Genomic DNA, 25,016 nt, shown 5'->3' on the forward strand with positions numbered 1-25,016 from the left:
CGCTCCTCGGTGTACCGCTTCGTGTACTTGCTTCCCACCTGGTGCTACTTCCTCTGGAACCTCAAGGTCCCAGACTCCAGGTGGCCACGATCAAGGGGAAGCCTCAATGTGGAACTCGCCCCGCCGCGGCGACAGCTCCAGTTCCGGACCGGGGCGGTGGACTGGTACTCGATCTCGGCGGACGGCTCTCGCTTGAACATCACATCACCTCATGCATGTATTCTGCATGCATCTACTGTGGAAGGTGTGAGGGACACTGAGGCGAAGCGCCGAGCCGGCACGAGGGAGCGAACAGGTGGTAGCCGAATGGTGGGTCCGGATTGCGGCGAAGTCCGCAGGGATTGATCCGGGGCTCGCCCGATGGCGCGCCGCGTGGGCGGCCACCGTGAGCCTCGGGGGTGCGCTGGTCGCCGAGTACTTCCTGGCACCGCTGTTCTTCGCAGGGCATGGCGCGATGACTGCCATGCTCGTTGGCGGGGTGGCCGCCATGCAGGGCTCCGCAGCCGTTCTCCAGCCCACGGTGCGGGAGCGGGTGCGCTTCGCGTTGTGGCAGCCGCTCGCTGCGGCCACCGGACTGGTCACCGCCGTGCTCGTCCGCGAGTACAGCGGATTCGCAGGACAGATGGTGGTGTGTGTCCTGGTGACCTTCGTGGCCGTGGTCATCAGAAGATTCGGTGCTCCCTACGCGATTCTGGGACTTCTGGGCTGGGCCGGCTACTACATGGCCACGGTCTTTCGTCCGGTCCCGGCGGATCTGCCATACCTGCTCTGGGCCGAGCTCATCGCGGGGGCGTGCACAGGCCTGCTCTCTCTGACGGTATTCCGACACCGGCCACGAGCCTCACTCGGGCACGCCGTGCGTGGCTGGAACGCACAGGCCGAAGCGGCTCTGCGCTGCGCGGTCGGCGTGTTGGAGGCTCCCGGCGAGCGTCGGCGTGCCGGGCTTCGGCGACACTACGCGCGCCTGAGCGGCACAGCCCTGACCGTCGAGGGCTGGCTCGCCCACCCGACCGCGGCCTCGGACGCGGCGCATGCCGCGTCCATCCGGCGCGAGCTCCTGGAGAGCCAGCACTCGATCGACGTGATGGTGGGCTCGGTGCTAGCCCTGTCCGAGGAAGCGGACGCTTCCCTGCCATCAGGTGGTTCCGGGAGGGAACGGGCTCGTGCGCGGGCCTTCGGAATGCTGCGTCCGCTCACCCGCGGTGACCATGCCGCCGCCCGCGAGGAAGCGCTCCTGGCGATGGCTCAGCCCCCAGACGCGCAGGCGCCGCCGGTCGCAACCGGCGGCGAGCCGGATGTCTCCGGTGCGCGAGAGGCCGGGGCCTTCGACCGGCCGACGGAGGAGGCTGCCGAGCATGTGCGGCGCCTGGCCGGAGCGGTCGTCGCCTTCGCCGACTCCGGCCTGAACTGGCACGTCATGGGGACGGCTCAGGACGGCGAGTGCCCGGATGCCGGGGATTTTGCGCCGGTCGTCGTCGTAGGCGCCGCGGGCGCCCTGCCCGGCGTGGCAGGCACGATGGCGGTGGCCATGCCTGACGGTCCACAAGCCGAGGGGGCGAGGACGCTGGGCCTGCCGGCGCGCTATGCGATACAGGCCGCGCTGGCTGTGGGGCTGGCGATCGTTCTGGGATACCTGGTATCGCCGGAGCAGTACTTCTGGTCGATCATCACCGTGTTCATCATTCTGCTGGGGCCGACCACCCGGTCGCAGATCCTGGTCAAGGGTGTCCAGCGGGCGGTCGGCACACTGCTCGGCTGCCTGGCCGCCATACCCCTGGCCGCCCTCCTGCACGGTGGCCCCGCGCCGGTGATCTGCGTCGTGTTGGTGAGTTGTCTGCTGGGGCACTACCTGACGTCCCTTTCGTACGCCTATCTCGCCTTCTTCATCACCGTCAGCCTGTTCCAGCTCTATGACCTGATGCACCAGTACGAACCTTCCCTCGTCCCTCTGCGTCTCACGGAGACCCTGCTCGGGACGGTGATCACCATCGCTGTGACCGCACTGATACTCCCCGTCCGAGCACATAACACTGTCGCGCTGGAGCGCGCCGGGGCGTTCCACGCCATCGGTGAGCTCCTCGACGAACTCGCCACGGCGAACAGATCGCGGGGCAGCGGTTCCACGGAACTGCACGCGAAAGCCCGCGCAGTGGACGACAGCACTCGGCGGTTGGCCGCCGCCCTGGCGATGCGCCCGTCCTGGACCCGGCCTTCGCGAGCGCGCGTACGATCCGAGATCAACCAGCACCGGGTGCTCGCCACGCGGCTGCGGGAGCTGTCGGTCTCCGCTGAGCGCGGCCGTGGCGTCCCTTCGGCGACGCGGGCGCGGGTACTGCGCGGTCTCGCCCACACGGCGCGGACCACCGGCTCTCGGTCCGCCTCGATGACGAGGTCCGTGGTACCGGGGCACCAGCAGCACGAACCCGTCGCATCGGTGCGCCGGCTGCTGGATGCCCTGCCGCCCGCCCACGCGGCTGCGGCCACGCCGACCGGGGGCGCCGCGGGCGAAGGCCCCCTCCCATAGGGGTCGCGGCCATGACCCCGCCGGGCGATGGGTCGGCCCGTGTTCACGCGCAGGTCCACCTCCTGTGGCTCTGTACGCAGTTCACCGCCCGACCATCGCTCGGGCTTCATGCCTCGGACCAGCCACTCTTGGGCCCCGCTTCCGGAACGGCGGGCTCAGCCCCCCGGAGTCCTGACCAGAACGAACCCGCAGTCCCACGCTCGGTCGCTCCGCTCGCTGCGTTGTCCTGACGTCGGACCGTGCTATTCGCGGAGCGTTCGCACGGCTACGCGGGGAGGGATTTCGGCCATGGCCGAGCCCGCTGCGGCAGGTCGGATGATCCGCGACAGCAGCCATGACTCCCGGATAAACTGCGGCTGAAAATCACCATTACTGCGTGGCCGGACCAGGCCGCGCTTCTGCCCCGAGGCACGGCGCCCGGCCTTGGCGCGCCTCTACCGGGAGCGGCTGGTAGACCTGTAGCCCGACGAGAGGGTACTGATGGCGACACCGTCGGAGGGTGATGACCGGGAGCAGGCCCATGGCCTTCAGCGGCGCCGGGAGATCGTGACCGCAGTCCAGCGCCTGCTTGTCGAGTGGGGCAGCCCGGACAAGTTGACCATGCGTGCGGTCGCCAAGGAGGTGGGGATCTCCGCTCCGAGTATCTACCTCCACTTCGCGGACAAGAGCGAACTGGTATGGGCGGCCCTCGCCGACAGATACGAGGAACTCGTCGCGCAGATGACGGCCGCTACCGACGATGCGCCGGAGCCGCGCGCCCGCCTACAGGCGCAGGCGCGGGCCTATTGCTTGTTCGCGCTCAACAATGCGGGCCATTATCAACTCATGTTCGAGGTGCGACAGCCGACGGTCGCACCATCGAAAATCAGCCATCATCCAGCTCGGCACGTTTCGGCCAGTCTCCGGGCCGGGATCCGCCAGTGCCAGAATTCCGGATACATCGTCACCCAGCCCGTCGAGCAAGCCGCCCAGACTTTGTGGGCCGGACTGCACGGCACGGTCTCGCTTCATCACAGTTTCTACCGGGGCGAGTCGTCCGAGGCGCTCGTACTGCTCCTGGCCGACGGGCTCATCGACTCACTCGTCACCAGCGCACCCGGCTCACGCCCAGGTCACGAGGGTGCGGCCGAAACGGCGGCGTCCCGCCATATCCGCGAGATACTCACCCCTGCCGACCCCTCCGGTCCGGACGCATAACACAGATTCACCCCTCGGCCCCGCAGCGGCACGAGCCACACCTGATTCACCGTTCGCGCACAGATAATCCACTCCAACTTCCCTTTAGCGCTTATTGCTTGTTCCTCCTTTCATTCGGGAGTACAGTCGCGACTGAACTTAGTTAGGTGCCTAGGGCAACTACATCCGGGTGCTTGGCCACGTCGCCCCGAAGGGCTCGACGGAGGAAGATTTCCATGCAGATTTCCATCGACTTCGACAAATGCTGCGGTGCCGGCCAATGTGTCCTCGCCGCACCCGATGTCTTCGACCAGAGGGACGACGACGGCATCGTGGTCCTTCTGGACGCCGACCCGCCCGCCGACCAGGCGGACAATGTCCGGCAGGCAGCGGCGGTCTGTCCTGCCGCCGTGATCCAGGTGAACGAATGAGCAACATCTTGCCGCGCACCGTCGTCGTCGTGGGCGCCTCCGCCGCCGGACTGACCGCCGCGGAGAGCCTGCGACGCCAGGGATACGCCGATCGGCTCGTTCTGGTGGGTGAGGAGACGCATCTGCCCTACGACCGGCCGCCGTTGTCGAAACAGCTGCTGTCCGGAGAGTGGGAGACCGACCGGCTGTCGCTGCGCACACCCGAGGCCGTCGCTGAACTCGGCCTCGACCTGCGTCTCGGCTCACGTGCTGTCAGCCTCGACACGCATGCCCGCGAGGTCACCCTCGACGACGGTTCTCCTGTGCGCTACGACGCTCTCGTGGTGGCCACCGGCACCCGCGCCAGGCGTCTGCCCGGCGCCGAGGGGCTGGCGAACGTGCACGTGCTGCGCACGCTGGAGGACGCAGTCGCCCTGCGGGCGGACCTGGCCGCCCTACCGCACCTGGTGGTCGTGGGGGGTGGTTTCGTAGGCGCCGAGGCCGCCGCGGTCGCCCGTCGGCTGGGCTGTGAGGTCACCCTGGTCACCGACACCGCGCAGCCCATGGGGGACGCTCTCGGTGACGAACTGGGCGCCATGCTTCGCGCGGTGCACGCCGAGAACGGTGTGAACGTCATAACCGGTTCACGGGTGGAGCGACTGCGCACGGAGTCCGGCCGGGCCACCGGCGTACAACTCGTCGACGGCAGTGTCATCGACGCGCAGTCCGTTCTCGTGGGCATCGGCGCTCGGCCGAACACCGAGTGGCTCGTCGGCAGCGGACTCACTGTCACCGACGGTGTGGTGTGCGACGCCATGCTCCAGGCCGCCCCGGGGGTCTGGGCGGCAGGCGATGTCGCGGCCTGGCCCCACCCTCTGACCGGGCAGCCCGCACGGATCGAGCACCGCACGAACGCGGGCGAGCAGGGGTTGGCCGTGGCTCGCAGCATCCTTCTCGGCCCGGATCGGGCCACCACATTCGAATCCGTCCCCTATGTATGGAGCGACCAGTACGACCTGAAGATCCAGGTCTACGGCCGTACCCGGGAGGCGGATGAGGTACATGTCGTCGAGGGCAGTACGGACGAGCGCAGGCTGATCGCGCTCTATGGCAGGGCAGGCCGCGTGTGCGCAGCGGTCGGCGTCAACATGGTGCGTTCCCTGCGGGGATACCGCCCACAGGTGGCCGAAGGGGCCGCCCTCACCTTGGGGAGCGTCGCATGAAGGAGAACCAAGCTCTTCGGGCCGGCGTGGTCGGCCTGGGCATGATCGGTGGTGGTGTGGCCGTCAGTCTGGTCCGCAGCGGCCGGGTTCCAGCAGTTCACGACATCCGGTCCGACGCCTCGGAGAAGTTGCCGGGCGTGCCCGCTCCGCTGGGTTCACCGGCCGAGGTGGCCGCGGCGAGCGATGTCGTGATGGTCGCGGTCCTCAACGCCGAACAGGCACGCGAGGTGATCGCCGGGGCGAACGGGCTGCTGTCCGCCGCACACCCCGGCCTGACGGTCGTCCTGCTGTCCACGGTGGCCCTGCCCGTCGTACGGGAACTGAGCGGCCTGTGCGCCGGGCGGGGCGTGCCCTTCCTGGACTGCGGTGTGACGCCGGGCGACAAGGCGGCGGAGAACGGCATGGTGGCCATTCTCGGCGGCGACCGGGACGCCGTCGCCGGAGCACTGCCCGTGCTGGAGGACTGGTCCAGGAAGGTGGTGCACTGCGGGCCGGTCGGCGCCGGTATGGCCACGAAGATCGCCAGGAACGTCGTCACCTACGGCGGCTGGCGGACTGTCGCGGAGGCTGCGGCGCTGGTCCGTGCCGCGGATGTCGACCCGGCACGACTCGCCGAGGTGATCGAGTCCGCAGACCCCGAGGGCCGTATGCTGCTGCAACTTCTGCGCATGCACGGACCCGACGGCGAACTGCCCGAGGCCGTGGGCCGCCTGATCCAGCCGCTGATGACCAAGGACCTGGACGCCGCTCAGCAACTGGCCGCCGCGCTCGACGTCGACGCCCCACTCGTGGATGTGGTGCGCGCGAAGGCTTCGCAGACCCTCCAGATAGAGGAGGTCTCCACCGGGAAGGACACGGAGGAGAGGAAGAGGGCGGCGGCGGACGACCCGCACGCGTTCGGCCTGGAAATGATGGACCGTGTCTACGGTCCGGGCTTCGGCGCGGCCGCGGAGGGGAGCGACGCCCTCTTCACGGATCAGACCGTCGACTACCTCTTCGCCCAGGTCTGGGGCCGCGAGGCCCTGTCCGTACGGGACCGCAGACTTCTCACCCTCGGGGTCGCCGCCACGGTCGGCCGCCCGGAGCTGATCCAGATCATCGCCAACGGCGGTCTCGTCAACGGGGAGCTGACGCCCGAACAGTTGCAGGAGGCCGTACTGCATCTGGCCGTCTACACCGGCTGGTGCAAGGCCACCGCCACCCACACCGGCATCACCGCCGCCATCGAGGCGCACACCGCCCGTTCCGCCACCGCTGAGGAGCAGAAATGACCGAGACTTTGATCAGCCAGCCGGTCACCCGCGACCCCCTCAAACCTCTCGACCCGCCCGCCGATTACCGTCGGCTGCAAGCGGAACAGCCCCTGATCAGGGTGCGGTTCCCCAATGGCACCACCGGCTGGCTGGCCACCCGCTTCGAAGAGGGCAGCCAGGTCTTCAACGACCCGCGGCTGAGCGCGAAGCGTCCGCGCCACGACACCCCCGAGGGGGAGGCCGCGGAGGCCGGCGACGACTCGCCGTTCGACCCCGGGTTCGTCATGATGGACGAGCCCGACCACGGGGCCTACCGCCGGCTGCTCACCGCCCGGTTCACCCCGAAGGCGGTGCAGAACAAACTCCAGCCCTACATCGACAAGATCGTCGATGAGCACCTGGACGCCATCGCCGCCGGGCCCGAGACCTTCGACTTCGTCCAGGCCCTGGCTCTGCCCATCCCCTGCCTGGTCATCTGCGAGCTGCTCGGAGTCCCGTACGCGGACCGCGACAGCTTCCACGAGGCCACCGTGGACATGATGGACATGGCCAAGGCGCGCGAGGAGCGGGACAAGGGGGCTCACTGGCTGATCGACTACATCACCCGCCTCGTCGCGGAGAAGCGACGCACCGGAGCCACCGACGGCATTCTCGCCGAACTCATCGCCAGGACCGACGGCGAGGCGTCGATCCTCACGGAACGGCAGCTCATCGGACTCGGGGTGCTGCTCCTCTTCGCCGGTCACGACACCACCTCCGCCATGATGGGACTTTCCGCGCTCACCCTGCTCACCCATGACGAGCAGCGCAGGGAACTGACGGAACGCCCGGAGAAGATCGGCGGTGCAGTCGAGGAGCTGATGCGCTACCTGACGATCGTCCAGTTCGGGCTCGGACGTGTGGCCAAGGAGGACCTGGAGATCAGTGGCGCGCAGATCAAGAAGGGCGAGCTGGTGGTTGTCGCGATGAACGCGGCAAACCGGGACCCCCGTGTCTTCCAGGACCCGGACAGCCTGGACCTCGACCGCAAGATGGTCCGGCACATGGGATTCGGCTACGGAGTCCATGCCTGCCTGGGGCAGAACGTCGCACGCGCCGAGCTCAGGACGGTCCTGCCGAAGCTCTTCCAACGCTTCCCGAATCTGCGGCTCGCCACCCCGCTGGAGGAGGTCCCCATGGACTTCACCGGAACCAACTACGGCGTCCGCAAGCTCATGGTCACCCGCTGACCCCGATCAGCCGCCCTTCACGCGTCGGGCGCAAGGCCGGGTGACGTGCCTACCGCGACGCAACTGCCGCCGGACGGGAGCCCAGGTGTCCTCCCGTCCGGCGGCGTCGTGCTTCAAAGACCGTCGGTTCGGTTGTGCTGTGGCGGGCCGAGCATGCCGCGGTCACACCGAGATGCACCGGGTACGACGGCGCCGGGGCGGCTGCCGCGCTGGGGCCCGCCCCTGCGCGGCAGCGTCCGCCCGGCCGGTGGTGTCCCCACAGCGTGCGGTACCCGGCCTGCCGTTCCCGGATCGACCAGGTCTATCATCAGGCGTAGACATCACATGTAGACATCGGATGTGGACACAGCGGACGGCCTTCGGGGCGGGACGTGTGAGGAGCGAGATGGAGTCGGTACGGTCGCGGGCCCTGGTGCCCTGCTTGGCGTTCGTCTGCCTGGTCACGGCCGTGATCGGCAGCCTCGGGGCCCCACTGATCCCCTCCATCGCGGCTATGAGCCATGTGTCGGTCGCCGATGCGCAGTGGTCGCTGACGATCACGCAGTTGGTAGCGGCGGTGGCCACCCCTGTGATGGGGCGGCTCGGCGACGGGCCGCACCGCAGGCGGGTGGTCGTCGGCACTCTGGCGCTGGTCGTGATCGGCTGCGTGCTGGCCGCACTTCCGCTGGGCTTCGCGACGCTGCTGGTGGGCCGTGCGTTGCAGGGCATTGGGCTCGGCCTGACTCCGCTGACCATCGCCGTGGCCCGGGACGCGCTGCCCGCCGCCCGCTCCGCACCGGTGATCGCCATGCTCTCCATCACCGCGGTGACGGGTGTGGGACTGGGCTACCCTCTCACCGGCCTGGTGGCCCAGTGGGGAGGCGTGCGTGGGGCCTACTGGCTGGGTGTCGTGGTCAGTGCGCTGGGACTGGCCGCCGCCGCGTGGGCCGTGCCCGCGGCACGGCACCGGGCCCGTGTCCCCCTGGACATCCTCGGAGCGGTGCTGTTGGCCCTGGGCACTGCGGGACTGCTGGTGGCGATCAGCGAGGGCGAGGCGTGGGGATGGGGCTCGTGGCGCGTGGACGGCATGATCGGCGCCTCCGTCCTGCTGCTCGCCGTCTGGGTGTTCTGGGAACTGCGCACGCCTCACCCACTGGTTGCGCTGAGGCTGGTGCGTGACAGGTCGGTGATGACCGCGAGCGTGGCGGCGGTCCTGGCCGGTGTCGGCATGTACATGCTGTTGTCCACCGTGACCAGGTTGGTACAGACGCCCGCCGCGACAGGCTACGGGCTGGGCCAGACAGTGGTCGTGGCCGGTCTGGCCCTTACCCCGTTCTCCATCGGCAGCTTCCTGGCGAACCGGCTCACCCCGACTCTGGTGCGCTGGACCTCACCGCGGGCGGTGCTCCCGATGAGCTGTCTGATCCTGCTCGCCTCAATGGCGATGTTCACCTCGTGGCGCGGGAACATGGCCCAGATCATGGCTGTCATGTTCGTCGCGGGCCTCGGTGTCGGCGTCATCTTCGCGGTGATTCCCGGCTTCCTCGTCCGTGCGGTGCCCTCGCACGAGACCGGCAGCGCGATGAGCTTCAACCAGGTACTGCGCTACATCGGCTACGCGGTCGGCAGCGCGATGAGCGCGGCCGTGCTGGAGGGGCACACCGGTGCGGGCGCGGCCTACCCCTCCTCCAACGGCTATACCGCAGTGGGACTGCTCAGTTGCGTGGTCTGGCTCGTGACCGCCGCAGTGGCCCTGATCGTGCCGTTGCGTCGCCGGGGCGGGCGGATCCTGTCGGGGAACCTGCCCCAGGGACGCATACATCCAGTGACGGAGAGTGCACACCGTCCTGCGGCACCGGGCCCGTTGTCGGGGCAACGCGACGAAACGGTCGCGGAATGAGTGCGACGACACCGGCCGGTGCTCAGCCAACCGCGGCCGGCCGGCCGCGGCGTGACGCCGCAGGCAGCCGTGACCGGCTACTGAAGGCCGCGAGTGAGCTGTTCGCCGAGCACGGGTACGACCGCACCACCGCGCGGGCCATCGGCAGCCGTGCCGGTGTGGACCCGACCATGATCGCCCGCTACTTCGGCGGCAAGGCCCAGCTCTATGTCGCCACGCTGCGTATGGGTGACGGCCCTAACGAGATCGTCGACCTGCTCGACCCCGGCAGGCTGGCGGTGATCCTCGACCTGACCCGGCGGCGGGGCCCCAATCCCATCTACCAGGTCGCCGTCCGCCCGCACGACGATCCTGCGGGTCAGACGGCCACCCGCGAGGAGCTTCACCGCCGCGTGATCGAGCCGCTGCGCCGTCGACTGTCGGCGGAAGGCGTGGACCAGCCGGAACTGCGTGCCGAGATCATCGCCAGCGCCTTCATCGGCGTCGTCCTGGCACGCACGTCCGGTGCCTTCGATCATCTGCCCGACGTACGAGACGACGTACTGGGCGCGCTGCTCCTCGACATGCTGAGCCCCGAGCCGCCACTGTCGCGGCGAGCCGATGGCCGGCTGCCGGACACGGGATCGTAGAACAACCGAGCCTTTCCTGTGGCGAGCGCCTGCGACACGACCGGTCGGATGCGTGGGTGATCGTTGTTCTCGGCAGGCCCCTCGGTGGGCTGTGGCCGATGTGTGCCCCGCGGTGACCAAAACGCTGGGGCATCAACACACTCGGCAGCGGCAACGCCGGCCGGAAGCTGCGCCCCGACCACCTTCGGGGTCCGAGCGTTCGCCGCTGCGCCTCCTGGCACATGACCAAATACGCGTACCTGGCAGTGCCAGGCCGGAATCGATTCGACAGGATTGCGCTATTGGCGCAAAGCTTTCCAGACCGCACGAAACCTGCAATTAACATAAATTTACCTGTCAGAAATGCCACACGGGTGATCCCCGATTCCATGTGGACTAACTGCGTGTATGGGGCAACAGTCTTCCTCGGCAACTCCCTTCGAGTGAAACGAGGTTCTCATGTGCGGAATCACTGGCTGGGTCTCCTACCGGCGCGATCTGACGGGCCATCAAGAAAATATCGACGCCATGACGCAGACCATGTCGTGCCGTGGCCCCGACGCCGCAGGCTCATGGGTGGCACCGCACGTCGCCCTGGGGCACCGGCGACTCGCCGTGATCGACCTGCCGGGCGGCGCGCAGCCGATGACCGTGGAGACTCCTGACGGGGCGGTCTGCATGGTCTACTCCGGCGAGGCGTACAACTTCACCGAGCTGCGCTCGGAACTGCGCCGTGCCGGGCAGCGGTTCGACACCGACTCCGACACCGAGGTGGTGCTGCGCGGCTACCTCGTGTGGGGCGAGAAGCTCGTGGAACACCTCAACGGAATGTACGCCTTCGCCATCTGGGACGCCCGCGCCGAGCGCCTGGTGATGATCCGCGACCGGATGGGCATCAAGCCGTTCTACTACTACGAGACCGAGGACGGCGTCGTCTTCGGCTCCGAGCCCAAGGCAATCCTGGCCAACCCCATGGTCGCCCCAGTCGTCGGACTCGACGGTCTGCGTGAGCTGTTCGCCGGCGTCAAGACGCCCGGCGCCGCGGTGTGGGAGGGCATGCGTGAGGTGCGGCCCGGGGAGATCATCGTCCTCGACCGCGGCGGGATGCGCCACCACATCTACTGGCAGCTGCGTTCCGAGCCCCACAGGGACAGCAAGGACGAGACGGTCGCGCACGTCCGCGAATTACTCGACGACATCGTCCGCCGCCAGCTCGTCGCCGACGTACCCCGCTGCACGCTGCTCTCCGGCGGCCTGGACTCCTCCGCGCTCACCTCCCTGTCGCAAATTCACCTCGCGCCCCAGGGCGAGACGGTGCGCAGCTTCGCCGTCGACTTCCCCGACCAGGACAAGCACTTCCAGGCCATCGACGTCTCACCCACTCAGGACACGCCCTACGTCCACGCCGTCGCCGAACACGTGGGCTGCGACCACCAGGACATCATTCTGGACGGGGCGGCCCTGTCCGCCCCGGAGGTTCGCCGTGCGGCCGTCGGCGCGCGTGACCTGCCGGTGGGTATCGGGGACCGGGACAACTCCCTCTATCTGCTCTTCGCCGCGGTCCGCCGCCACTCCACCGTGGCGCTGTCCGGCGAGTCCGCGGACGAGGTGTTCGGCGGCTACCCGTGGTTCCACGACGAGCGGAGGTACGCCGAGACCTTCCCCTGGCTGGTGGGCCAGCATTCGCTGATCGAATCGGGCGGCCAGATCAGCGAGGAACTCAAGCCCGCGCTCGCGCTCGGCGACTACATCGCCGAGAGCTACCGGACGGCTGTCGCCCAGGCCCCCATCCTGGAGGGTGAGACCGGCCTGGACCAGCGCATGCGGGTGGTCAGCCACCTCCATCTGACCCGCATGGTGCAGACCCTCCTGGACCGCAAGGACCGGATGAGCATGGCCGTCGGCCTGGAGGTCCGCGTCCCGTTCTGCGACCACCGCCTCGTCCAGTACGTCTTCAACGCCCCCTGGTCCCTGAAGACCTTCGACGGCCGTGAGAAGAGCCTGCTGCGTGCCGCGACCCGGGATGTCCTCCCCGAGTCGGTCGCCAACCGCAAGAAGAGCGGATACCCGGGTACATTCGACCCCGCCTATGTCGAGGCCATCCAGTCCCAGGGCGCCGAACTGCTGCGCTCCGGACACGCGGCGACGGACCTGGTCAGTCGGGAGCGCCTCACCGTGGCCACCACTCGGCCTGCCGCCGACCTGAGTCAGCAGCAGCGGATGCTGCTGGAGCGAACCCTCGACCTCGGGGCATGGTTCGACCTTCACCGTCCGACAATCAGGATCTGACCGGGTGAGGAGCGGCCCCCGGACCGCTCCTCCCTTCCCTTTTCGCTGTGAATTGCGCAACTCGCGTGGAGCCAGAAGACATACCGGCGATAGCGGAGACTCGATTCCATGCGCATATCCAGCGTTGCCACCCCAGGAGGAGCGCAGACGGTCCAATGGTTGGAGGCTAATGCGGATCCACGGAAACTATGGCGGGAACTCGACGGTGCGCCTTTCGACCGACGCTCCCGGCAAGGCCGGGCTCCGGTTGACGGTGGGGCGCGTGGTAGGTGAGTACGCATTCCCGGCCGCTGTTTGAGCCCGGTCTGGTCTCCGGGCCGGCGCCCGCGCAGACGCGGTCGGCGAAAATCGGGACGCACCGGCGTCCGCAGAACCTCACCGGCGGGGTCGACCACTCGGGCAGGCCCGGGTCGGCGAGCAAGCCGGGGATGAGGCGATGTAGTCATGGGTGATGCCAGCGGTATGCCCGAGACGGCCGCGAGCTGGGTGAGGGGATCGTGACGGCGCGGGCACACCAGCGCGGGAAGCACGCGCCAACACGGCGAGAGCCCGCACCGTCATCGCCCGCGCGGGCGATGACGAGGATCGTAGGCCCGGCGCGGGGACAGGTCGAGGGCTGCAGGACAGGTAGCCAACGAGGCTCTTGCTCCGGTGAGCTGTGACTTCGAAAGCGGAAGCGGGAATCCTTCAGGTCGTGACCGGTCAGGAGGGGTGCGCGGACCGAACGCGCCGGGCCCACAAGGTGCTGTGGGGTCAGCCGTTGAAGACGATCTCGCTCCGGTCGCGGCGTTCATACAGGTCCCAGTACAGCGGCGCGATCTGTTCCGGAGTGGCGGCGGGAATGCCTTCGGGTCCGCCTTCGCCGATCCACGTGTTGATCGCGACATGTACGGCGTACACACCGCTGCCCGTCAGCTCGTTGTGGAGGTTGAGGGTCCAGTTACGCAGCGCGCCGGCGGCGGCGTTGACGTTGCCGAGCATGGGGATGGGGTGGACGGAACCGCCACCGGTGGTGAAGATCAGCGTCCCGGCCCCGGCCTCTCGCATGGCGGGCAGCACCGCGCGTGCCGCGGCGACGGCCCCGTAGAAGGTGTATTCGATCTGTGGCTGGACGTTCTCGACCGTGACCTCGCTCGGGGGGACCGTGGTGAAGCCGGGTACCGGCGAGTGCGGTGCCGGGGAGTACTCCAGCACGTCGAGCGTGCCGAAGCGGGCTCGGGCCGCGTCCAGAGCAGCGGTGAGGGAAGGGCGGTCCAGCACGTCGGCGGGGAAGGCGGCGGCCACGACACCCTCCTGGCGCAGCTGGTCGGTCAGCGCATCGAGCTTCCCCTTGGTACGGGCGATCAAGGCGACGTCGAAGCCGCGGCTGCCGAAGGTACGGGCGATGGCCAGGCCCATACCGGGACCGGCGCCGACGATGACGAGAGTGGGCACGATCAGACCTCTTCCGTGCGGGGTGCGGGTAGGACGGTTCCGTTCAGGAGCAAGTGATGGCGAGCTTGCCGAGCGCGCCCGCACCGAACGCGGCGAACGCGTCTGGGGCCTGCTCCAGCGGATAGGTGGCGGTCACCGGTACACGCAGTGCGCCGGAGGCGGCGTCGGCCGCCAGGGCGGTGAGGGTCTGCACAGTGGCGTCCGCCATCACCGAGCGCGCGGTGGCATTTTGTCCCTCGACGGCGTCGGGGCCGAAGCCGAGGGTGGAGGCGATGCGTCCGCCCGGCCGCAGCAGGCCCGCGAGCTGGGCGCCGTCGCCGGCCAAGTGCACCACCGCGTCCACTCCGTGCGGGACGATCGCGCGGACCTGGGCTTCCAGGTCGCCGGTGAAGTCGACCAGGTGCACGTCGGCACCGGTGAGGCCGGTGACGAAGTCGGCTTCCGCGCCGGGACGGGCGGTGGCGATCACCTTGGCGCCGCGGGCGGCGGCGATCTGCACGGCCAGCGCGCCCACCCCTCCAGTGGCGCCGGAGATCAGCAGCGTCTCGTCCTTGCCCGGGTTCACCGCGTTCACGCTGTCCACTGCCGCCGTACCGGCCAGCCCCAGTGCTCCGGCGTCCTGAACGCTCAGCCCCTCCGGGATCGGTGCGACGCCGTATCCGGCGGTCACCGTGACGTACTGGGCCAGAGAACCCGTGCCCAGGAAGGGTTTCATCACGACGCCGAAGACCGTGTCACCGACCGCGAAGCCTTCCACGCCCTCGCCGAGGGCCTCGACGGTGCCGGCGAAGTCCTTGCCGACCACGAGCGGGAAGCGGTGCTCCATCATCCCCCGCATATATCCGGCGGCAGTGGCGGCGTCGAAGCCGTTCACCGAGGAGGCCGCCACCTTCACCAGCAGCTCACCGGCCTCCGGGCGCGGGATGTCGACCTCCCTCACGGCGGGAGCGGACGGAACGGAATCGACAGTCACAGCACGCATGATCATCATCCTCGCAGAAGTGGAACGGCCTTCCCGTTTCCATGATGTCCAGCGTAGCAACACAAGTGGGCAGGCTGTTCCATTTCGGTAGGGTGGGGACCATGACCGCCTCCGCAGTTTCCGCCGACGCCCCGGGCCACCCGCCCGGGACGGGCCTGCGTGCCGACGCCGAACGCAACCGCGAGAGCATCCTGGCCGCCGCCCGCCGCCTCTACGCCGCCGAAGGTCTCGGCGTGTCCATGGCTGCCGTGGCCCGCGAAGCCGGCGTCGGCAAAGCCACCCTGTCCCGCCGCTTCGCGACCCGCGAAGAACTCATCAGCGCGGTCTTCGCCGACCGTATGGACGCCTACGCCATCGCCGTCACCGACGCCTTGGCCGACCCCGAACCCTGGCGCGGCTTCGCCCGGTACATCGAAGCCGTCTGCGCCATGCAGGCCGCCGACCGAGGCTTCGCCGATGTCCTGACCATGACCTTCCCTGCCGCCAAAGCGCTGGAAGCCCGCCGCGCCGAGGCGTACAACGGCTTCCTTCTGCTGATCGAGCGGGCCCAGGCCACGGGACGTCTTCGGATGGACTTCACCCCCGAGGACCTCGTCATCCTTTTGATGGCCAACGCTGGCGTTGTGGCCGCCGGCGGCGACGCCGCCCCCGACGCCTGGCGCCGTCTCGTCGGCCAGTTGCTCCGTGCTTTCGCGGTCCCCGGGGCGGAAGCCGGGCCACTGCCTCCCGCTCCCGACCCCACAGCGCTCTACCGGGCCATGGTGCGCCTCTCCCGCCGCCTGCCCCCCACCTCCTGAACCGGTCGGCCCCCGGGGGTGGCGGCTTCGGTCGAGCGAGAGGTCACCTGGCCCTGTCCAACACGGTCCGGACCAGTTCAAGAGCGTGGTCGACGTCGTGTGCGATATTCATCAGTTCCACGAAGCAGTGATCGACATCGGTCTCCCGTCCGGCGCCCGTGATCGCTCCCACGACCTCGTCGAGGGTCGCCTCCGTGGTCGGGTACACCCGCAGGACCATGCCGAGTCCGGACGGGTCCCGGCCTGCCTCGGCCGCCAGCCGCCGGACCTCCGCCATGGGAACGTTGACGGCATCCGGGGTGAAGGGACCGGAGCCCGGCTGGACGACAGGGAGCCAGCCGTCGGCCCTGCGGGCGACACGGCGCATCGCGGCCGGAGCGAAGCCCGCCAGATAGATGGGGGGACGCGGACGCCGGACGGGCTTGAGGCCCACATAGGTGGCCGGGATCCGCGTGTACGCGCCCTCGAACTCGACCGGATCGGTGGTCCACCACGCCTCCAGCGCGTCCAGGGCCTCGTCCAGCCGGGCGCCGCGCTCCTTCATCGGCACGCCCGCCGCCTGGTACTCCTCGGGGGACCAGCCGGTGCCGAAGCCGGGCAGCAGACGCCCCCCGCTGATGAGGTCGATGGTCGTCAGCGAGCGGGCGAGCAGGGCGGGCGCGTACCAGGGGGCCTGGAGGATGTTGGCCCCGATTTCGGCCCGTTCCGTGGTGGTGGCGGCCACGGCCATCAGGGCGAACGGGTCGAGGACGGTCCGGAAGGTGTCCGGGACGCTGTCACCGCCTCCGTATCCGACGGTGGGCTCGACCGGGGCCAGGAGCCGGTCGCCGACCCAGAGGCTGTCCGCGCCCAGCGCCTCGGCCTCCTTCGCGAAGCGACCGGCCTCGTGGGCCTGGCGGGCAACCGGGCCCATCTGGGGCAGGGTGAATCCGATACGCATGGCGACTCCAGGAAATGGTCGGTGGAGGGCGGGCAGGCGGCTGATTCCGTGACCGCGTCAGACCGGTGCGCGGCCTGGCGCACAGGTGCACTGTCTCACCAGAGGACGGGCGGCCTCTGCACAGCACTGTTGATCGTTTCCTCCTTGCAACGGAACTCTTCGAACGGCACGGCCGCCTACTGGGCAGTGCCGTTCGAGATCGATGACCGGACGGGCCAAGTCGCGCGTCCGCGGAGTCGCGAGGGTACGGCCGGTGGTGAGCCGAACGGCCGTTTGACTCAACTCCCGATGAATCCGCCGCCGTTCACGTCGACCACCGCGCCGTTCACGAAACCCGCCTGGTCCGAGGCCAGGTAGCGGATCGCCGAGGCGACCTCGGCCGCTGTACCCAGCCGACGGGCCGGCGTCGTCATGGCGGCGTTCTGGAGAACTTGAGGGTCGGACGTGCGGGCGAGCGGCGTCTCGATCTGCCCAGGCGCCACGCAGTTGGCGGTGATCCCGTACCGGGCGTAGTCGCCCGCGATCTTGCGGGTCATACCGATGAGCCCGGCCTTCGAAGCCGAGTAGTGCGTGCCTGCCCGGTCCGAGTAGGTACGGCCGGCGCGCGAGGCCACGTTGATGATCCGGCCCCAGCCCTTCTCCCTCATCGGCGCGACAGCTCTTTGGCAGAGCAGGAAAGGTGCGGACAGGTTGATGCGCATCACCCTGTCCCACTCCTCCAAGGACAGATCCTCGAAACCCGGGACGATCCCGTTCCGTTTGGGGTGGATCCCGGCGTTGTTCACCAAGATGTCGCAGGGTCCCACCAGTTCATGCATGCGCCCGACCGCGGTGTCGATCTGCTGGTGGTTCCCCAGGTCCGCCACGAGCGGGAGTACCCGGTGGCCCTCGGCCTCGATCCGCTCCGCCACCGCCCAAACGGCCTCGCTCCGGTCGAGCAGCACGACGGTGGACTCCTCTGCGAGGAGGGTTGCGACGGCCAGTCCGATTCCGCTCGCGGCCCCGGTGATCAATGCGACTTTCTGGTCCGGCATGAATTTCTCCGTTCACTCGGGACCATGCGGTCCGCCGTCACCTCGATGTGGTGGATGGCTCGATCTGCCGCCGAGTCCCTATCCCTCAGGTCGAGCCTTCCTCACTCGGTGCGCCCGGTGCCGATCATGGCCGCCGCCAGAATGCAGGGTTCGTCGTAGTGGTTCTTCCAGGCATGCGCGACACCCCCCAAGATCACACAGGTGCCCGGTCCGAGCGTGCGGACCTCCCCGCTGCCCAGTTCCAGGTCGACCTTGCCGGAGAGGATCACGTCGTAGTCGAGGGTGTCCGTCGCATGCATCGACGGTTCGGTATGGTTTCCGGCGCGCATGTTGGGGTCTTCGGTGTGCGACCTGTCGAACCGACGCTTGCCGGCCGAGTGCGGCGGCAGGCACACGATTCCGAACTGACTGCCGCCCGGCCCGGGGAAACGCATGACATCCGGCGCCCGACCGAGGTTGGCAGGCAGCGAGGAGTCGGTCGGGGCGGCCCACAGCCACAGCGATTCCAGGGCACCCGGGTCGAAGCGCTCGGCCGGGCTGCCGGGGTCCGCGAACTCCTCGACACCGTCCTCGTTGGTCCTGGCGAAGACAACCTCGATGTTTTTCAGGTACTCCATGGTTCCTCCTCTGTTCGGGGGCCTTTGGGGACAGGATCGGGGCCGGGCCGTCGAAGCGGTCTCAGCCCGCCTTGCCGCTCATGCCCTCTCTGCGATGGCGTGCGCATGTGCCGCGGCCTTCCCCGCCCACATGCCGGTGATGAAACACGGGGCCAGACCGCCGGCGTAGGCCCAGTGCGAAATACCGCCCACGTCCGCTCCCCCGGCGAAGAGACCGGGAACCGGCCGCCCGTCGGGGTCGAGAACCTCGCCGTCGAGTGACACCCGCACCCCGCCGAAGGTGAAGGTGATGGCCGGCTGGACCTCCACCGCGTAGAAGGGCGCTGTCTGCGGTGCCCGCGCGTCCGGTGCGACGGGCACCCCGAGGGCCTGCGCCGACGAGGAACTCACCGCCGCAACGTACGCCTGCATCGTCAGCCGCAACGCGTCGCGGGCCACACCCCACTCCGCCACCTGGTCGATGATCGCGTCGAGCGTGTCCGCCGTGGCCGTCCGTGCGCCGGCGCTCCGCGCGCGCTCGAAGCGGTCCACCCTGCCGACACCCGGGAACGGCTCGTCGGTGCCCTCGTTGCGGCGGACGTGGTCATCGAAGATCAGCACACCACGGGCACCAGGTGCGCGCAGCACGACCTGGGACAGGACCGAGTCACCGACCCGCTCGTCGGCGAGCCGCTCGCCGTCCATCCCGACCAGGACCGACGCCGCCGAGTGGTACTGGGTGAGAGGACGGAACTCCTCCGGCTCGAACGATGTGACCGGGTGGGCGATGAGATGGCCGTAGAAGGTGGACATTCCCTTTGTTCCCGCCCCGCCCGCGGACTGCGCCAGGCGGAAGCCGTCGCCCACACTGCCCGGGTTCGAGCGGACCAGCAGATGGTCGGCGTTCTGCCCCATGTAGCGGGCCAGCATCTCCCGGTTTCCCTGGAACCCTCCGGAGGCGAGGACGACCGACTTCGCCCGGATCGTGGTCAGTGTCCCGTCCGCCGACCTGGCGAGGACGCCTGCGACACGGTCGCGCTCCTGGACGAGGCCGACCGCGGCGGTCTCCAGCAGAACCTGCCCGCCGGCCTCGACGACGGCCTCCTGCGCGTATGCCAGCAGCCCGGTGATGTCGAGTTTGTACCCGACCCCGAACCTGTTGCCGGACCGGATCGGCCGGTCCGCGATGGTCACGCCCAGCGAGCGGATGAAGTCAGCCGCGACATGGTGGTGAGCATGCAGCTTGTACTGCATCTCCCGATTGCCGAGCCGGGCCAGCTCGTCGAACTTCGTTCGGTCCTCGAATGTCCAGAAGCCACCCGCGGACAAAGCCGCCGAACCTCCGCCGACCGGCCGCTTCTCCAGAAGTGTCACCGTGGCGCCCGCCGCCAGCGCGGCCAGGGCCGCACCGCTCCCGGATGCCCCACTGCCCACCACGACGACATCGGTGCTGAACTCTCTGCTGTCGGTAAATCCCATGGTTCTCTCCCTCGGCCGGCGCCATCAGCATGGTGCAACGCTGCTGCCGGCGGCTTTCCCGCAGCGGTCTTCTCGAAGATCGAGCTCTTACCCGTCCCGGCGTCAGCCGAGGACACCACCGTTGACGTCGATCACCGCCCCGGTGACGAATCCGGCGCGCTCCGAAACCAGGTACTCGACTGCGGCCGACACCTCGTCCGGGCGTCCCATCCGGGCAGCTGGGGTCTGGCTCACGAAGGCAGCCCCCATCGCCGCGCCGGACGGGTTGCCGTTGGTCAGCGGTGTCTCGATCCTGCCGGGGGCGACACAGTTGGCGGTGACCCCGTACGGTCCGCCTTCACCCGCGACGGTCCGGGTGAAGCCGATCAGCGCGGCCTTGGTGGCGGCGTAGTGGGCTCCGGCCTGCGGAACATACATCCGGCCGGCCCGTGAGGACATGTTGACGATGCGCCCCCAGCCCTGGTTCTTCATCAGCGGAAGTGCCCACGCGCAGAGCCGGAACGCCGCAGTGAGGTTGACCGCGAGCACCTGCTCCCACTGCTCCACGGGGATGTCCGCCAGGTCGAGCCGGGTACCGTCCGGTGCCTTCGGGCTGAGTGCCGCGTTGTTGACGAGGATGTCGCAGCGTCCGTACTCCTCGGTCAGGAACCCGGTCAACGCGGTGACGGCCTCTCCGTCGCCGAGGTCGACCACGTGACCCACGGCCTGACGGCACTCCGCGCCAAGGGCGTCCGCGACATCCTTGACCGCAGGGGAGCGGTCGAGCAGGACGAGCGTTCTGTCCGGGGCCGCGAGTCCTTTCGCGATGGCGGCACCGAGCCCCTGCGCGGCGCCGGTGATGACGGTGAGCCTGGATGTCTCCATGATCGTCCTCCTTGGTCACCCGAGCAGAGAGTCGCCGGCGGGGCGGAGCTGGGACTCCTCCCGGTCGCTCTCGGCCTGGAGGGGTTTGAGAGCGGTCTCCTTGACGAACGTGATCGCGGCGAGACCGACCACCATGATCCCCAGAAACCACCAGGTCAGGGACGTGATCGTGTGGGTGGAGTCGATCAGCCGAGTAATCACGAGAGGGGCGAAGCCGGTCACGATGAAGGCCAGGTTGGACCCGAGTGCAGTACCCGTGTACCGAACGTTGCGCGGCATCATCTCAGCGTAGAACACGTACCCCGGAACGATCGTCCAGGCGTGGACGAGCATGAAGACCGTGAAAGCCGCACCCAGTGCCACGATGTTCGTCGCCTTGTCGAGGATGAGGAGGACCGGGTAGGCCAGGACCAAGAAACCGGCGTATCCGGTGATGATGACGCGCTTGCGTCCCAGCTTGTCACTGAGCAGCCCGACCATGGGGTACGTGAGCACGGCCAAGGCGATCGCGATGGCGATCATCCAGTAGACGGGCTCGGATCCCAGCCCGCGGTTCTTGATCAGGTAAGTGCCGAAGTAGGAGACCGCAACGTTACCGGTGCCGGTCATGGCGACGGTGAGCAGGAAGACCTGCACCACCTTGACGGGGTGCCTGGTGACCACTTCCCGCATTGGGCTGCGCACGATCTCGGACTTCGGTATCGCCTTGAACTCGGGCGTCTCCTCGATCTTGAGCCGGTAGACGAGACACAGCAGCGTCAGCGGCACGACGGCCAGGAAGGGGATCCGCCATCCCCAGGAGGCCATCTGGTCGGGTGACACGAGTGAGGAAGCCAGCCCGCACACGGCGGCGGCGGCGGAGAAGCCGCCGACCGAGCCCATGGCCATGGCCGAGGTGTAGAAGCCTCGACGGCCGTCGGGCGCGCTCTCGGCGATGTAGGCGGCGGCACCGGCGGATTCCCCGCCCGCACAGAACCCTTGGACCATGCGAGCCAGCAGAAGGAGAACGCTCGCGGTGGTGCCCAGGGTCGCGTAACTCGGGAGGAAGCCGATCAGCGCACTCGCCGAGCCCATGGTGACGACGGTGAGGACCAGAGCACGCCGTCGGCCCGCACGGTCGCCGAGCCGTCCGAAGAACCAGCCGCCGAGCGGTCGGACCAGATACGACGAGGCGAAGACGCCGAAGGTGAGCAGCAGGCCCACGAGAGGGTCGTCGCCTGGGAAGAACTGCGGGGCGATGTAGACCGCCACGAAGGCGTAGATCCCGAAGTCGAAGTACTCGATGAGCGTGCCCAGGCCGCCGGCCGTGGTCGCTCGGCGGATCATCCGCCGTCTGCCGGGGTCCAGACCCCCTGTCGGCGAGCTCAGAATCGTCATCTGTATCTCCAGTGATCTCTGTGACGGGTGGTGGGGCACTCACCGGAAAGCCGGGCGGTGCCGCTCGGGCCTTTGAAGCTCATGCGCAGACCGGCGAGGTCGCCGAGGACGGGGCAGTTCGCCCGGCCACCTGGGTAAGGGTGTCTACCGCGCCCTCGATTGCGTCGCCGCGCCAGGCGACCTGGCCGTCCGGGCGGACCAGGACCAGTGCGCGTCCGTAGAGTTCGGCGGCTTCGGGGTTGTTGATGTCTACCCGTCGAAGCGGTACGGACATGGCGACTGCCGCGCTCTCCAGCGGACCGGTCACGGCGCGGTCGTCGAACCGCAGCAGTACGAAGCCGAGGCCGAACTCGTCGAGGACCGATTGGGTCTGTGCCTTGTCGAGCCAGATGTGCGGGGCCCTGGAGCCGGGCCGGGCGGTCTGGACGTAGCGGGAGACCTCAAGTTCCGGGGCGGGCGTGCCATCGGGTACCACCACGGGCGATCCCTCGTAGAGGTAGCCCAGATGGATGCCGATGGAGTGCCATTCACGGCTCATCATCGCCGTGTACTCGTCCCCGAACTGGTTCCGCGCGTCGACCGCCGCCTTGCTCATGTCGGAAGGGTCGAAGATCACGGGGTCCGGCCGGGAGAGCCGCGGGTTCAGCATCCGGCGCAGGTTGTCGCTCGCCTCGCCCACGTTTCGCTCGGCGACCGGCCGCTGCTCGATCTCGTAACTGTCCAGCAGTACATCGCCACCCCACCCCTGCAGGCAGGCGACCAGCTTCCAGGACAGGTTGACGATGTCGAGCAGCCCGGTGTTCATTCCGAACCCGCCGGTCGGCGAGGTCAGGTGAGCGGCGTCACCGGCGATGAAGACCCGCCCTCGCCGGTAGGACTCCGCGACCAGCTGCTGTCTCACCCACGGAAGGATGGAGAGGATCTCGAAGTCGAAGTCGTGTCCGACCGCGCGGACGATCGCCTGCCGCAGCTCCTCCTCGGTCGCCTCACGGTGCTCACCGTCACCGATGAGCGAGAAACGCCACTGGTCGCGGCCGTTGATGGCGACGAGCGTGGCCCAGGTTCCTTCGGGCCCGATGAAGATGTAGCGGTAGGCGGGCTTCTTGTCGTGCAACCGCTCCAGGTTGTCGCAGCGGAAGATGGCGTTGGTGGTGTAGGTGAGTGCGCCCTCTCCGGCCATCTCGATGCCGAGGGCCGTGCGCACCGTGCTGGCCCCTCCGTCCGCGCCGACCAGGTAGTCGGCTTCGACCTCGTAGGTGCGGCCGTCCTCGACCGAACGCAGAGTCGCGGTGACGCCGTCGCCGTGGTCGGTGAAGGAGATGAGTTCGGTGCGGTAGCGGATGTCCGAGAGTCCGGAGCGTCCGGCGAAACCGGTCAGCACCGGGTCGAAGAAGTTCTGCGGGCACCGCTCACGGTGTTGCGGGCTCTGCGGCGGGCACTTTTCATCGCGGGGAGCCGGGAACTCCTCCCGGCCGAACTCGAAGCTGTTCAGGTCGGCCACCCAGGCGTTGTCCTGGACGTAGCCGCGGTTGTAGCCGGCCGATTCGACCTCGTCGACGATGCCCCAGCGGCGGCAGAACTCCATGCTGCGGATGCCGACCATGTCCATCTTCGGCTGGAAGACCGACCCGTCCCGACGCTCGACAAGGAGGGAGCGCACCCCCCGCCAGCCGAGGTCTCCGGCAAGGGCCAGCCCGACCGGCCCGGCTCCGACTATCAGCACCGGCACTCGCTCGACCATGCGTACAGCCCTTTCGTTCGGTTCCATTCACACATCGGCCACAGGAGCGGCCTGGCGCGATACACATTGGCAACACCGCGTTGACCGCACAGTAAAGGTCAAATCATTTGCCAGTCAATGCTTCGGGGAAAGCTTTTGGGTTCCGCCCGCGGAGGGGGCCACGATTCCCGCCGAACGCGCGGGGCCGGCGACGACGACGCCCGGCGAGGCGGCGGACACGGGGCGTGAGGCGGGGAGCGGTGCACGACCGACAGGCGGCGGTGTGGAGTCTCGCGCGGGAGGCTTCCGAAGATGGCCGGCCGCACTCGCGTGCGGGGGTTCGTCTAAATGGTCAATACATTTCACGAACGGGCTAGTGTGGTTCGCATGGATGAATCTCTCCCCGCCGCGACGCAGCCGACCGCCGGAACCGGAAACCGGAGCACGAGGGCCCAGAACGCGGCCTTCACACCAGTACGCGCCAAGCGCGGATATGAGTACATCGTCGAGCAGGTCCGCGACGCGATCCATTCCGGCCGCTTCAGGCCGGGCGACCAGCTTCCGACGGAGAGGGAGATGGCCGAAGCCTTCAAGGTGAGCCGACACGGAGTGCGAGAGGCCATCCGGGGCCTCGAATCAAACGGACTCGTCGAGGTCCGCTTGGGCGTGCTCGGCGGCATCTTTGTCCGTGAGGGGGACCCGCGAACCGTCACGCGCGCGCTCAGCGACCTCGCGTCGCTTGGCGCCTTCTCCTCCGAGAGCCTCCTGGAGGCGCGCATCCTGCTGAGTTCGGATGTCCTGCGGCTGGCTTGCGAGCGGGCGACGAAGGATGATCTGCAGCGGCTGGAGGACGACATCGTGGTGGTCGAGAACCTTGTCGCCGAACCCGGCGCCGAGCGAACCTCACACCTCACCGAGTTCTACCGTCTGCTCGCGGCGGCGACCCATAACGAGGTGCTGGTCGCGCTCACCGATTCGCTCGCGCAGATCGTCCACGCCCGCCTCAACCGCGCCGCCGCTCCGCCGAATCCGGACATCGGCCGCATCCGGCGGAACATTCTGAACTACATCCGGGAGCGGGACGCCGAGCACGCCGTCGAAGAGATCACCCAGCACCTGACACAGCTGGAGCACACGCTGCTCGCCGCAGAGCAGAGCCGCAGGGCGCAGGGCGGGGTAGGGGCGAGGTGAGCCGCTGGTAT

General features: G+C 68.6%; 20 protein-coding genes. 11 read left to right on the plus strand and 9 right to left on the minus strand.

Going from position 1 to position 25,016, the window contains the following annotated elements; translation table 11 throughout:
* Positions 1 to 295 precede the first annotated feature (295 nt).
* From RLT59_RS05170 to asnB, 9 genes are all read left to right on the plus strand, one after another.
* A complete protein-coding gene (locus tag RLT59_RS05170) occupies positions 296 to 2,524 on the plus strand; it encodes an FUSC family protein (RefSeq protein ID WP_311302276.1) in 2,229 nt (742 codons plus the stop codon).
* Positions 2,525 to 3,070: 546 nt separating this feature from the next.
* The gene (locus tag RLT59_RS05175) at positions 3,071 to 3,721 is read left to right on the plus strand and encodes a TetR/AcrR family transcriptional regulator (protein WP_311302277.1); all 651 of its coding nucleotides are present in this window, start codon (positions 3,071 to 3,073) and stop codon (positions 3,719 to 3,721) included.
* Positions 3,722 to 3,936: 215 nt separating this feature from the next.
* Positions 3,937 to 4,131: a ferredoxin gene (locus RLT59_RS05180; protein ID WP_311302278.1), complete on the plus strand. Its 195-nt coding sequence runs from the start codon at positions 3,937 to 3,939 to the stop codon at positions 4,129 to 4,131.
* Positions 4,128 to 5,333 (plus strand): NAD(P)/FAD-dependent oxidoreductase, encoded by a 1,206-nt coding sequence (locus RLT59_RS05185; RefSeq protein ID WP_311302279.1) that lies wholly within the window; start codon positions 4,128 to 4,130, stop codon positions 5,331 to 5,333. The genes RLT59_RS05180 and RLT59_RS05185 overlap by 4 nt, the downstream gene beginning before the upstream one ends.
* A gap of 41 nt (positions 5,334 to 5,374) precedes the next feature.
* A complete protein-coding gene (locus tag RLT59_RS05190) occupies positions 5,375 to 6,604 on the plus strand; it encodes an NAD(P)-binding domain-containing protein (protein ID WP_399126839.1) in 1,230 nt (409 codons plus the stop codon).
* Positions 6,601 to 7,815, plus strand: coding sequence for a cytochrome P450 (locus tag RLT59_RS05195; RefSeq protein WP_311302281.1), 1,215 nt, complete (start codon positions 6,601 to 6,603; stop codon positions 7,813 to 7,815). The genes RLT59_RS05190 and RLT59_RS05195 overlap by 4 nt, the downstream gene beginning before the upstream one ends.
* A gap of 385 nt (positions 7,816 to 8,200) precedes the next feature.
* Positions 8,201 to 9,694: an MFS transporter gene (locus RLT59_RS05200; protein ID WP_311302282.1), complete on the plus strand. Its 1,494-nt coding sequence runs from the start codon at positions 8,201 to 8,203 to the stop codon at positions 9,692 to 9,694.
* The gene (locus tag RLT59_RS05205; protein WP_311302283.1) at positions 9,691 to 10,323 is read left to right on the plus strand and encodes a TetR/AcrR family transcriptional regulator; all 633 of its coding nucleotides are present in this window, start codon (positions 9,691 to 9,693) and stop codon (positions 10,321 to 10,323) included. The genes RLT59_RS05200 and RLT59_RS05205 overlap by 4 nt, the downstream gene beginning before the upstream one ends.
* A gap of 438 nt (positions 10,324 to 10,761) precedes the next feature.
* Positions 10,762 to 12,591 carry an asparagine synthase (glutamine-hydrolyzing) gene (gene asnB, locus RLT59_RS05210; protein ID WP_311302284.1) on the plus strand — a complete coding sequence of 610 codons (1,830 nt, stop codon included), beginning with the start codon at positions 10,762 to 10,764 and terminating at the stop codon, positions 12,589 to 12,591.
* 753 nt (positions 12,592 to 13,344) lie between these two features.
* On the opposite strand, the gene RLT59_RS05215 is transcribed toward asnB, so the two are convergent.
* Together RLT59_RS05215 and RLT59_RS05220 are read right to left on the minus strand one after the other, a co-directional pair.
* A complete protein-coding gene (locus RLT59_RS05215) occupies positions 13,345 to 14,025 on the minus strand; it encodes an SDR family NAD(P)-dependent oxidoreductase (RefSeq protein WP_311302285.1) in 681 nt (226 codons plus the stop codon).
* A gap of 43 nt (positions 14,026 to 14,068) precedes the next feature.
* The gene (locus RLT59_RS05220) at positions 14,069 to 15,007 is read right to left on the minus strand and encodes an NADP-dependent oxidoreductase (RefSeq protein WP_311302286.1); all 939 of its coding nucleotides are present in this window, start codon (positions 15,005 to 15,007) and stop codon (positions 14,069 to 14,071) included.
* A gap of 101 nt (positions 15,008 to 15,108) precedes the next feature.
* Here RLT59_RS05220 and RLT59_RS05225 point away from each other — a divergent pair, with 101 nt between their 5' ends.
* A complete protein-coding gene (locus tag RLT59_RS05225; RefSeq protein ID WP_311302287.1) occupies positions 15,109 to 15,804 on the plus strand; it encodes a TetR/AcrR family transcriptional regulator in 696 nt (231 codons plus the stop codon).
* Between the two features lie 43 nt (positions 15,805 to 15,847).
* Here RLT59_RS05225 and RLT59_RS05230 read toward each other — a convergent pair whose 3' ends face one another.
* The 7 genes from RLT59_RS05230 to RLT59_RS05260 form a co-directional block, all read right to left on the minus strand.
* Positions 15,848 to 16,744, minus strand: coding sequence for a TIGR03619 family F420-dependent LLM class oxidoreductase (locus RLT59_RS05230; protein ID WP_311302288.1), 897 nt, complete (start codon positions 16,742 to 16,744; stop codon positions 15,848 to 15,850).
* Positions 16,745 to 17,022: 278 nt separating this feature from the next.
* Positions 17,023 to 17,778 (minus strand): SDR family oxidoreductase, encoded by a 756-nt coding sequence (locus RLT59_RS05235; protein ID WP_311302289.1) that lies wholly within the window; start codon positions 17,776 to 17,778, stop codon positions 17,023 to 17,025.
* 101 nt (positions 17,779 to 17,879) lie between these two features.
* Entirely contained in the window at positions 17,880 to 18,395 is a 516-nt protein-coding gene (locus RLT59_RS05240; RefSeq protein ID WP_311302290.1) for a cupin domain-containing protein, read from the minus strand.
* A 78-nt stretch (positions 18,396 to 18,473) separates the two neighbouring features.
* Entirely contained in the window at positions 18,474 to 19,853 is a 1,380-nt protein-coding gene (locus RLT59_RS05245; protein WP_311302291.1) for an FAD-dependent oxidoreductase, read from the minus strand.
* A gap of 102 nt (positions 19,854 to 19,955) precedes the next feature.
* Positions 19,956 to 20,717, minus strand: coding sequence for an SDR family NAD(P)-dependent oxidoreductase (locus RLT59_RS05250; protein ID WP_311302292.1), 762 nt, complete (start codon positions 20,715 to 20,717; stop codon positions 19,956 to 19,958).
* Positions 20,718 to 20,732: 15 nt separating this feature from the next.
* The gene (locus RLT59_RS05255) at positions 20,733 to 22,094 is read right to left on the minus strand and encodes an MFS transporter (protein WP_311302293.1); all 1,362 of its coding nucleotides are present in this window, start codon (positions 22,092 to 22,094) and stop codon (positions 20,733 to 20,735) included.
* Positions 22,095 to 22,173: 79 nt separating this feature from the next.
* A complete protein-coding gene (locus RLT59_RS05260; protein ID WP_311302294.1) occupies positions 22,174 to 23,835 on the minus strand; it encodes an FAD-dependent monooxygenase in 1,662 nt (553 codons plus the stop codon).
* Between the two features lie 366 nt (positions 23,836 to 24,201).
* Here RLT59_RS05260 and RLT59_RS05265 point away from each other — a divergent pair, with 366 nt between their 5' ends.
* Positions 24,202 to 25,005, plus strand: coding sequence for a FadR/GntR family transcriptional regulator (locus RLT59_RS05265; RefSeq protein ID WP_311302295.1), 804 nt, complete (start codon positions 24,202 to 24,204; stop codon positions 25,003 to 25,005).
* Positions 25,006 to 25,016 lie beyond the last annotated feature (11 nt).

It is taken from the genome of Streptomyces sp. ITFR-6, from assembly GCF_031844725.1.
In the GTDB taxonomy this organism is placed as follows: domain Bacteria; phylum Actinomycetota; class Actinomycetes; order Streptomycetales; family Streptomycetaceae; genus Streptomyces.